Consider the following 9,841-nt stretch of genomic DNA (forward strand, 5'->3'; position numbering starts at 1 on the left):
CGGGGCGGGCGCAGGCTGGCCCGCACCGGGTGCGGCCTGGCTGGCGGGCGCTTGCCCGGCGGGTTGCGCCGCCGAGCCGTTGGCGTTCCAAAGCGGGGCGCGCCCCTGCACGGCGGGCGCGGCCTCGGGGTATTGGGCCAGCAGGGCAAGAATCGTCCGGGCAGTCGTGCCCAGCGTCGTTGGCGCGGATGCGGTGGTGTCGCTGCTGGTGACGAGCCCGCGGGCGGCCAGCGCCAGGGCAGCGGCCGTCTTGGCGTCGACAACAGTATTCTGGCGGTCGCCTCGGGCGCCGCCAGTCTGTATGCCTTGCCCGGAATCGCGGGCCGAGCCATCCGACGAGCCGGGCTTCTCCAGGCCCCCCGGCTGGCTGACAGCGTCAGGGCGCGCGCCCGAGACCTGGTTGGCGTTGGCGGCGGACATCGTCGTGCCAAGCACGGCGTCCAACCGCTGCACCAGGACGTTGCCGAGTGCGGCGGGACCTACGCTCATTCTTCAGACGTCCGGTTGCCGTAGGCGGACAGCAGCGTCTGTTGGCGCTTCATGCGCCCCAGCAGCTCGCCCAGCCGGGCCAATTGCGGCAGCGCCAGATCCCGCGTCAGTGCGTCGTTTTCCAGGATGCGCACCAGCAAGTCGTATTTCATGGCGCGCGCGGCGTCATCCAGCGGAACGGTGCGCTCGGTCATGCGCAGCCGTTCGACGTGCTCGCAATATTGTTGCCCATGGACCATCGCCGCATCCCAGTCGCCGGCCTGGGCGGCCGCGAGCATTTCGCCCGTGATGAGAGCTATCTCCTGGTAGCGTTCCAGGATGGGAGTGGTGGGCTGGGTAAGGGACGTCATGGAAATCTCGGGCGTTTGCTGGCGGGCTGGGTTCGTTTGCGCCGTGCCATCAAGGCTGCGTGCCGCCCATGGGGCGGTCGATGGAAGTCTGCCAGGCCTCGGCCAGATCCGCCAACAGGCGATCGGCAATTTCAAGCTGCTCGGCGTCCGCCTTGAGATTCGCCATCAAAAGCGTCCGGACGATGTAGTCGTAGAGGCGGGCAAGATTCTCGGCGATTTCCCCGCCCGCCTCCATATTCAGTCCGGTCTTCAGGCCTTCGTCGACAATCTTGATCGCCTTCGAAATGGCCGCGCCGCGCTCTGTCACCCTGCCTTCCTGCATATGGATGCGGGCCTGCCCGATCGCTGCCCGGGCGCCAAGATACAGCAAGGAGATCAGCCGTTCCGGGCTGGCGCCCAAGATCTGCGTTTCCAGGCCGATATCGGCGTAGGAGCGGACAGAATGGGAGCCAGTGGGACGGCGGGCGGCGTAAGTCATTAATGCATCTTCTATAAATTACTTGGATTTGGCTAACGCCGCGAACTGTTGGGTCAGGTAGTTGGCCGTGACCGTTTGCTGCGACACGAACTTGTCCAGCGCGACGAACTGCGCACGCATCGTCGCCATGGAGGCGACGCTGGAGGCGGTGGCGCGCGCCAGCTGGTCCTTCACATCCTTGATCGACTCATTCAGGCCGTCCTTGCGCAGCTGGATCGAACCGTTGCTGCCCAGGATAGCCTTGGAGGCGGTGTCGAACTTGGCGGCCAGACCGTCGGCCGACGTCATGATGCGCTTGACGTCGGCGGGGTTGGCGGTCAACGCCTTGTCCAGCTTGGTCTGGTCCAGCTTCAGCTGGCCCGTCTTCGGATCCGTGGTGATGCCCAGGTCGCCCAGCGACCGCAGCGTGCCTTCCGAGGTGACGACCTGCAGGGCGTTGGACATGGCCGATTGGATGCCGCGCGCCGTGCCGTCGCCCGTCAATGCCTGGTTCGTCTGCGCGGTGATGTCGAAGGCCGTGTATTTGGTGATCGTCGATTGCAGCGAGTTGTAGGCCGCCACGAAGTCCTGCATGGCCTTGCTGGCCACGGACGTGTCGCTCTGCAGCTTCAGCGTGACGGTCTTGCCGGGTTCGGTCTTGGCCGTCAGGTTCAGCGTGACGCCGTCGATCGCGGTCGAAATGCTGTTGCTGCTGCTCTTGACGATGATGCCGTTGATCGACACTTCCGCGTCGGTGGCGGCAGTCTGCTGCGCCATCGTGTCGGTGGGGCCGGTGTTGTAGTTCAGGATGTCCTTGAGCGCCTGGTCGCCCGTCACCGTGATGGTCTTCACGGACGCCTGCTCGCCGGTGTCCTTGGCGCTCAGCATCAGGTAGCTCGCCCCGTCACCGTCCGTGATGATGGTGGCGCGCACGCCCGCCTTGTCATCCGCGTTGATGGCTTTCGCGATACCGTTCAGCGACGTGTCGTCCGTCAGGTCGATCGTGCGCTTTTCACCGTTCGTCAGTTCGATTTCGAACGAGCCGGTTGCGCCGTTCGAAGCCGTCCGGTCCGCGACGACGCCCGACTGCAGCGTCTGCGCGGTCGCCAGGCGGTTCACCGTGATGGCGTACTCGCCCATCGTGGCGCCATCCGCGCCGATCGTCGCCGTCAAGCCATCGCCGGTGACATTGGGTTTCACGGCATCCAGCGTCGACGACTTGCCCAGCGCGGCGGCGGCCTTCTGCAGCGCCTCGACGGCGCTTTGCACCTGGCCAAAGGCGCTCACGCGAGCCTCGTAACTGGCTTGGCGATTGGTGTACAGACTCAGCTTTTTGTCCTCGGCGGCTTGAAGGTCCGTCAGGATCTTCTCCAAGGGCAAGCCGGTGGTCGAGCCGAGGTTAGTGATGGAAGCCATGTGAAATTCCTTTCTTGCGAAGCGATTCTGTCAAAAATACGGTGCCGGCGATTGGCCGGGTAAGGGCATAAGGCGGGCCTAATTCGGTGCTTCTCTCACGATTGGCGCCAAAACAGGCGCTAAACACCGTTTTAAGGGCCGCTTCAGGCTGTTGTTTTGATGCCATTGCCTTGCATATTCACGATCATTTTGGCGATTTTCAGTACGGTTTCGCTGGGGATGGTGCGAATAACATCACCCGTTTCCGCGTCCACGACCGACACCACGACTTGATGGACATTGGGGTCGATTTCGAACTGGAGTTGTGTGGACCAGGCTTTCATCTGGTCGTTGATCTCGTCGAGCGCCTTGTCCAAAGGCAGTTTCTGCGAGTCAGACTGGTCCGACGTGGCGCTGTCGGAAGCACCGCTATTGGTCGCGGCGGCCGCCGGCGTCACACTCACGGCCGGTTCGGCCACGACATGCGCCGACGTCATTGCAGCGGGTGCGTACGTAGCGGGTGCTAAGGGGGTTACGGCCATGATCACTCCAGCGGCGATGTGGGCGTCTCGGAGGAACGCGCTGTTTTCAGGGAATTCTCAGCTACCATAACGGCATGCCCGCAGGGAACTTTAGCCTCGGCGCGGCAGATGTTTCACGTGCTAAACAGTTGGATCGGGCAATGAGTGTCAAGACGGCGCTGCGAGTTATCGAAATCATCGAAACCTTTGCCCGCGAAAAGCGCGCGCTGCCCCTGTCGGAGCTGGCCCGGCTGCTGGATGTGCCCGTCTCCAGTTGCCTGGCGCTGATCCGTACCTTGACCGGCCTGGGCTACCTGTACGAAACCGGCCGCCGCCAGGGCTATTACCCCACGGGCCGCCTGTTGGCCATGGCCCAGCGCATCGCGCGGGCCGACCCCGTCCTGGACCGGGTCTACCCCAGTCTGGTCGAATTACGGGATGCAACCCGGGAAACGGTCGTTTTCGCCAAGCTGACCCAGGACGGGCGGGTGGTCTATCTGGATGTGCTGGATTCGCCGCATACCATCCGATACGCGCCCGTTGCCGGCGAGTTCAAAGACGTTCATGCAAATTCGCTGGGCAAGGCCCTGGTGTCGCTGATGGCCGAGCCCGCCCGTGCCGCGATGCTGTCGGGCATGGCGATGACCCGCTATAACGCGCGCACGCTCACCACCCCGCAGGCGCTGGAAAACGACATCCAGCAGTCGCGTCAGCGGGGATGGTTCATGAACAGCGGGGAATCCATTGCGGACGTCGGCGCCATCGCGTGGCCCGTCACCCTGTCGGGCGAGCACTACGCGATCTCGGTGGGCGGCCCGATCTACCGGATCGAACCGCAGCAGGAAACCTATGCGCGCATTCTGCGCGCCGCCTGCACCGGGCTGGAACAGCAGGCCTGAGGCGCTGCCGCGCCGAGTCGCGCAGCAGTCCGGTGGCCTCAGTACGACTTCGGCAGTCCCAGTACCTTTTCCGCGATGAAGCACATGATCAGCTGCGGGCTGACGGGCGCGATGCGGGGGATGAAGCTCTCGCGCAGCAGGCGCTCGACATGGTATTCCTTGGCGTAACCCATGCCGCCCAGCGTCATCACGGCGGTCTGGCAGGCGTTGTAGCCCGCTTCGGCCGCCAGGTACTTGGCGGAATTGGCGTAGGGGCCGCAGGGCTGGCCCGCGTCGTAGAGGCTGGCGGCCTTGAACACCATCAGGTCCGCCGCTTCCAGTTGCATCCAGGCCTGAGCCAGCGGATGCTGAATGCCCTGGTTCTGCCCGATGGGGCGGCCGAACACGGTGCGTTCGCCGGCATATTTCACGGCCCGGTCCAGCGCGGCGCGGCCAATGCCCACCGCTTCGGCGGCGATCAGGATGCGCTCCGGGTTCAGGCCATGCAGGATGTACTCAAAACCGCGGCCTTCCTCGCCGATGCGGTCGGCCACCGGAATGCGCAGGCCATCGATGAACAGCATGTTCGAGTCCACCGCCTTGCGGCCCATTTTCTCGATTTCCCGCACTTCGATCTTTTCGCGGTCCAGGTCGGTATAGAACAGCGACAGGCCTTGCGTGGGTTTGTCCACCTCGGACAAAGGGGTGGTGCGGGCCAGCAGCAGCATCTTGTTGGCCACCTGCGCCGTCGAGATCCAGATCTTGCGCCCATGCACCACGTATTCGTCGCCCTGGCGCACGGCGCGCGTGGACAGCTTGGTGGTGTCCAGCCCCGCGTCGGGCTCGGTCACGGCAAAGCAGGCCTTCTCGCGGCCCGCGATCAGCGGTTCCAGCCACCGCGCGCGCTGTTCGTCGCTGCCGAACACCACCACGGGATTCAGGCCGAAGATGTTCATATGCACTGCGGACGCGCCGGTAAAGCCGGCGCCGGAGGCGGCAATCGTCTGCATCATCAGCGCGGCCTCGGTCATGCCCAGCCCGGCGCCGCCATACTCCTGAGGCATCGCGATGCCCAGCCAGCCGTCGCGGGCCAGGTCGGCGTGCAGCGGCTCGGGGAAACCGCCTTCGCGGTCGCGTTCCAGCCAATATTCGTCGGGATAGCGGTCGCAGATGCGCGAAACGGCGTCGCGCAGCGCCAATTGCTCGGGGGTAAAGGCAAAGTCCATCATTCGTTTCCGTCTTGGGTAATGCCACGGTCGATCAGGGCGTCGATCCGGGCGGCGTCATAGCCGGCTTCGGCCAGCACCTCGCGGCTGTGTTCGCCCAGCCTGGGGGCGGGCCGGCGCAGGGACGTCGGCGTGCCCTGGTACTGGCCCAGCGGGGCGGTGGTGCGTATCCGGCCCTCGGAGGGGTGGTCCATTTCGCGGATGAAGCCGGTGGCGGCCAGATGCTCGTCCTGCAGCAGCCCGTCCACCGTGTAAAGCTGCGACGCCGGGATGTCCGCGCGCGCCAGGTCGTCCAGCCATTCCTGGCTTGTGCGCGTGCTGACCACCTCCGCCACGAACGCGTAGACCTCGCTGATGTGCGCGGCCCGCGCCCCGTGGGTGCAGAAGCGCGGGTCCTGTTCAAGTTCCGGCCGGCCGATCAGCGTAAAGAAATTGCGCCAGTGCTTGTCGTTGTAGATCAGCAGGCAGACATAGCCGTCAGCCGTCGCGTAGGGCCGCCGATGCGGCGCCAGCAGCCGCGCGTAACCGGTCGGGCCCAGTGGCGGTTCGAAGGTCGCGCCGCCCAGGTGGTCGCCCAATACCAGGTGCGCCATGCCCTCGAACATGGGGATCTCAACCTGCTGCCCGCGCCCCGTGGTCTTGGCGTGCAGCACGGCCGACACCAGGGCGATCGCCACGTGCAGTCCGACGGCGCGGTCCGCAAGCGTCAACGGCGCGTAGCGCGGCACGTCACCGCTTTGTTGCGCGGACAGCGCGGCGATCCCGGTCTGGCCTTGAATCAGGTCGTCGTAGGCCGGACGCCCCGCATAGGGGCCCGCCTCGCCGAAGCCATAGGCGCCCAGGTACACGATGCGCGGGTTGCGCGCGGCCACCGCCTCATACGACAGCCCCAGCCGGGCCATGGCTTGCGGCCGGATGTTATAGAGCAGGGCATCGCAGCTTTCGGCCAATTTCAGGCAGGCATCCAGGCCCTCGGGCGTCTTCAGGTCCAGCACGATGGACCGTTTGTTGCGGTTCAGGTGCAGGTACAGGTGGCCCATGCCGGGGTTGCGCATGGGCCCCACGGCCCGCATGTTGTCGCCCGAAGGCGGCTCCACTTTGATGACGTCGGCCCCCAGGTCCGCCAGGGTTTGCGTGGCGTAGGGGCCCATCACGACCGAACTGAGGTCCAGGATGCGCACGCCGGCCAGCGGGCCGGCGCCCGGCGTCGCGTCAGAAGCGTTCTGCTGCGTCATTGTTGTTCGATCCCCGCATCGCGGATCAGCTTGCCCCACAGGTCGCGTTGTTCACTGACGAACTGGGCGAACGCCTCGGGCGTGCTGGAGAAGGCGTCGAAGCCCAAACCGGCCAGGCGCTTCTTCACCTCGGGTTTAGCCACGACCTGATTGATCGCGGCGTTCAGTTTGGCCACGACGTCGGGCGGCAGGCCGGCCGGACCGAAGTAGCCGTTCCACGAATTCAGGTCAAAGTCCTTCACGCCGGACTCGGCCATGGACGGCAGGTCCGGCACGATGGCGCTGCGTTCCGCGGTGGACACGGCCAGGGCGCGCAACTGGCCCGATTGCACGAAGGGCAGGCCGGAGGCCAGGTCGGTGAACATGAAGTCGACTTGTCCGCCGACCACATCGGTCAGGCCTTGCGGCGTGCCTTTATACGGCACGTGCAGAATGTCGATGTTGGCGCGGTTGGCCAGCGTGGCGCCGGCGACGATGCCGGTGCTGTTGCCGCTGGCGTAGGTGATGCGGCCGGGGTTCTTCTTGGCATCGGCCACCAGTTCGCCCACGTTTTTCCACGGACGCTTCGGATTCACCACCAGGATGAAGGGCAGGTTGCCGCCGCGCGCGATGGGGGTGAAGTCCTTGACCGGGTCGTAGGGCACGTTCTTCATCAGCCAGGGCGCGGCCGAGTGCGACGTGTTGGTGGTGACGAAGAGGGTGTAACCGTCCGGTTTGGCGCGCGCCACATAGCTGGCCGCGATGGTGGCGTTGGCGCCGGGTTTGTTCTCGACGACGATCTGCTGGCCCAGGATGGCGGAAAGCTCGGACCCGAAGATCCGGCCGACGGCATCCGTGCCCGAACCGGCCGGGAAGGGCACGATCAGGGTGATGGGTTTGTTGGGATAGTCGGCGGCGTGCGCGGCCGGAGCGGCTATCACGGCGGCTCCGGTGATCAGCGCGGCGCCCAGCAGGCGTAGGTTTCGCATGGTTTGTCTCCAGTTTTTGTAGTCAAGCGCGGCTCTTCGTCCGCGGCTTGTCGCTGCGCCGTCAGGCGGCAGGGGGTGGCGCCGGGAAATCGCGGATCACGCGATCAGGGGATTCTTCATAAGGGGGCGTGTAGATCACCAGCAGACGAGCGGGTTCGTCGCTGGTCACGGTGAAAACGTGCGGGATGTCGGGGGGGAAGTAGCAGCAGTCGCCCGGGCCCATGTCGGCCCATTCGTCCTGCACCTGGGCGCGCGCCGTCCCCGAAATCAGGTAACAGACCTGTTCGATGCCCGGGTGAGCGTGCGGCAGGGCACCTTTGCCCTTATCGATCACGCCCAGCAGCACTTCCACGCCGCGCGCGCCGACCGTCTCGGGGCTGATCAGCCGGCGGTTCAGCGTGCCAGTGTGGTTGGCCGGGTGGTAGCCCGGAACGTCGGCCTCGCGGACCAGCCAGTTTGGGGTTTTTTGCTGCGACATGTTCATCCGTTTAAATTTTCATACGTAAATTTATTTTCACGTATGAGAAAAACATCGGCAAGCGCTTTTTCGGTTCAGATACCGTGCCGCGCCCTAGGGGATTAGGGAAAACACCGTGCGCGGACTGTTAAAATTCGCGGCTGATCTCACTTCGCGACCCCGCCATGTCCACTGTTCGCCCGCCCGACGCTTCCGCCACCCTGTCCGATTGGCTCCAGTACCTGGAATCCATCCACGCCACTGCGATCGACATGGGCCTGGACCGCGTCCGCGACGTGGCCGCGCGCATGGGGCTGGAACTGTCCGGCGTCAAATTCGTGGTGGGCGGCACCAACGGCAAGGGATCCACCTGTGCCATGCTGGAAGCCATCCTGCTGGCGGCGGGTTACAAGGTGGGGCTGTACACCTCGCCGCACCTGATCGACTTCAACGAGCGCGCCCGCGTCAATGGCCAGATCGCCTCGGACGACGCCCTGATCGCCCAGTTCCAGGCGGTGGAAGCGGCCCGCGGCGAAGTCTCGCTGACTTACTTCGAATTCACCACGCTGGCCATCCTGCGCCTGTTCTCGCAATCGCGCCTGGACGCCGTCGTGCTGGAGGTCGGCCTGGGCGGCCGCCTGGACGCCGTGAACATCATCGATGCCGATTGCGCCATCGTCACCAGCGTCGACCTCGATCACACCGACTGGCTCGGCGACACCCGCGAGAAAATCGGCTTTGAAAAAGCCCACATCTACCGCGCCGGCCGCCCCGCGATCTGCAGCGATCCGGTGCCCCCGCAATCGCTGCTGGACCATGTCGAGAAAATCGGCGCCGAACTGTGGCTGTTCGGGCGCGACTACAACTATTCCGGCGACCGTCAGCAATGGGCTTACGGGGGGCGCGAACAGCGCCGCAGCGCGCTGGCCTACCCGGCCCTGCGCGGCGCCAACCAACTGCTGAACGCCTCGGCCGCGCTGGCCGCGCTGGAATCCGTGCGGGACCGTCTGCCGGTGCCGCAGCAGGCCGTGCGCCTGGGGCTGCTGCAGGCCTCGCTGCCGGGCCGTTTCCAGATTCTGCCCGGCCAGCCGTCGGTCATTCTCGACGTGGCGCACAACCCGCATGCGGCCGCCGTGCTGGCGCAGAACCTGGACAACATGGGTTTTCATCCGTACACCCACGCGGTGTTCGGCATGCTGAACGACAAGGATCTGGCGGGCGTGGTGGCCAAGCTGGGCACCCGTATCGATCACTGGTATTGCGCGAGCCTGCCCGGGCCGCGCGGCACGTCCGGCGAGGCGTTGGCGGAACAGGTCGCCGCCGCCTTGCCGCCGTCGCCGGCCGGCGCCGAAAGTCCCAGCATCGCGGCCTTCGCGGATCCCGCGCAGGCCTTCGCCGCTGCGCGCGAACGGGCGGTCGAGAATGATAGAATCGTGGTGTTCGGGTCGTTTCTCACCGTGGCCTCGGTTTTGCAGGCTCTGGGTCGCAAGGCATAGGCAAATCGGGACTTGGCGGCCCACCGCCATATTGCCGCAAGGCGCCGCAAGGAATTCTCTTCCATGGGTTTTTTCAAACGCAAAGATCCTGCCGATCAGGCGCAGTCCTCCAAACGGGCGGCAGTGCCTAGCGAGGTGCAGGCTGCGGAGCTGCGCGGCCGTGCGCGGCGCAGGCTGGCAGGCGCCGTCGCCCTGGTGCTGGCGGCGGTCATCGTTCTGCCCATGGTGCTTGATTCGCAGCCGGTACCGGTTGCAGACAACATCCCGATCCGCGTGCCGGAACGCAACACGCCTTTCCAACCGCAGGTAAGCGAGCCGCAGGCCACCGCGCCAGCCGCGTCGGGTTCCGCCGCCGCGCCGGGCACGGCG

The 9,841-nt window shown here is 65.6% G+C and carries 10 protein-coding genes and 2 pseudogenes; 3 read left to right on the forward strand and 9 right to left on the reverse strand.

Features of this window, described 5'->3' with window-relative positions:
• The 5 genes and pseudogenes from ACE039_RS26095 to ACE039_RS26115 form a co-directional block, all read right to left on the reverse strand.
• Positions 1-489, reverse strand: a pseudogene (locus ACE039_RS26095) (flagellar hook-length control protein FliK); the annotation flags it as partial.
• A complete protein-coding gene (locus ACE039_RS26100) occupies positions 486-839 on the reverse strand; it encodes a flagellar protein FliT (RefSeq protein ID WP_105559742.1) in 354 nt (117 codons plus the stop codon). The pseudogene ACE039_RS26095 and the gene ACE039_RS26100, both read right to left, overlap by 4 nt.
• 49 nt (positions 840-888) lie before the next feature.
• The gene (fliS, locus tag ACE039_RS26105; protein WP_105559740.1) at positions 889-1,317 is read right to left on the reverse strand and encodes a flagellar export chaperone FliS; all 429 of its coding nucleotides are present in this window, start codon (positions 1,315-1,317) and stop codon (positions 889-891) included.
• A gap of 18 nt (positions 1,318-1,335) precedes the next feature.
• Positions 1,336-2,712: a flagellar filament capping protein FliD gene (gene fliD / locus ACE039_RS26110; protein WP_313462451.1), complete on the reverse strand. Its 1,377-nt coding sequence runs from the start codon at positions 2,710-2,712 to the stop codon at positions 1,336-1,338.
• A 143-nt stretch (positions 2,713-2,855) separates the two neighbouring features.
• Complete coding sequence (locus tag ACE039_RS26115) at positions 2,856-3,233, reverse strand: flagellar protein FlaG (protein ID WP_105559736.1); 378 nt, start codon at positions 3,231-3,233, stop codon at positions 2,856-2,858.
• Positions 3,234-3,373: 140 nt separating this feature from the next.
• Between ACE039_RS26115 and ACE039_RS26120 the strand changes: the two genes are divergently transcribed.
• A complete protein-coding gene (locus ACE039_RS26120) occupies positions 3,374-4,111 on the forward strand; it encodes an IclR family transcriptional regulator (RefSeq protein WP_448708759.1) in 738 nt (245 codons plus the stop codon).
• Between the two features lie 38 nt (positions 4,112-4,149).
• Here ACE039_RS26120 and ACE039_RS26125 read toward each other — a convergent pair whose 3' ends face one another.
• The 4 genes from ACE039_RS26125 to ACE039_RS26140 form a co-directional block, all read right to left on the reverse strand.
• Positions 4,150-5,316 carry an acyl-CoA dehydrogenase family protein gene (locus tag ACE039_RS26125; protein WP_105559733.1) on the reverse strand — a complete coding sequence of 389 codons (1,167 nt, stop codon included), beginning with the start codon at positions 5,314-5,316 and terminating at the stop codon, positions 4,150-4,152.
• On the reverse strand, positions 5,316-6,551 hold the full coding sequence (locus ACE039_RS26130; RefSeq protein WP_485823725.1) for a CaiB/BaiF CoA transferase family protein: 1,236 nt from the start codon (positions 6,549-6,551) through the stop codon (positions 5,316-5,318). Before ACE039_RS26130 ends, ACE039_RS26125 begins: the two co-directional genes overlap by 1 nt.
• Entirely contained in the window at positions 6,548-7,519 is a 972-nt protein-coding gene (locus ACE039_RS26135; RefSeq protein ID WP_485823726.1) for a Bug family tripartite tricarboxylate transporter substrate binding protein, read from the reverse strand. Before ACE039_RS26135 ends, ACE039_RS26130 begins: the two co-directional genes overlap by 4 nt.
• A gap of 61 nt (positions 7,520-7,580) precedes the next feature.
• Positions 7,581-7,997, reverse strand: a complete 417-nt coding sequence (locus tag ACE039_RS26140) for a cupin domain-containing protein (protein ID WP_485823727.1) — start codon at positions 7,995-7,997, stop codon at positions 7,581-7,583.
• A 164-nt stretch (positions 7,998-8,161) separates the two neighbouring features.
• Between ACE039_RS26140 and folC the strand changes: the two genes are divergently transcribed.
• Complete coding sequence (folC, locus tag ACE039_RS26145; RefSeq protein ID WP_485823728.1) at positions 8,162-9,472, forward strand: bifunctional tetrahydrofolate synthase/dihydrofolate synthase; 1,311 nt, start codon at positions 8,162-8,164, stop codon at positions 9,470-9,472.
• A gap of 63 nt (positions 9,473-9,535) precedes the next feature.
• Positions 9,536-9,841 (forward strand): annotated as a pseudogene (locus ACE039_RS26150) (SPOR domain-containing protein); the annotation flags it as partial.

This window comes from Achromobacter maghribensis (genome assembly GCF_057334215.1).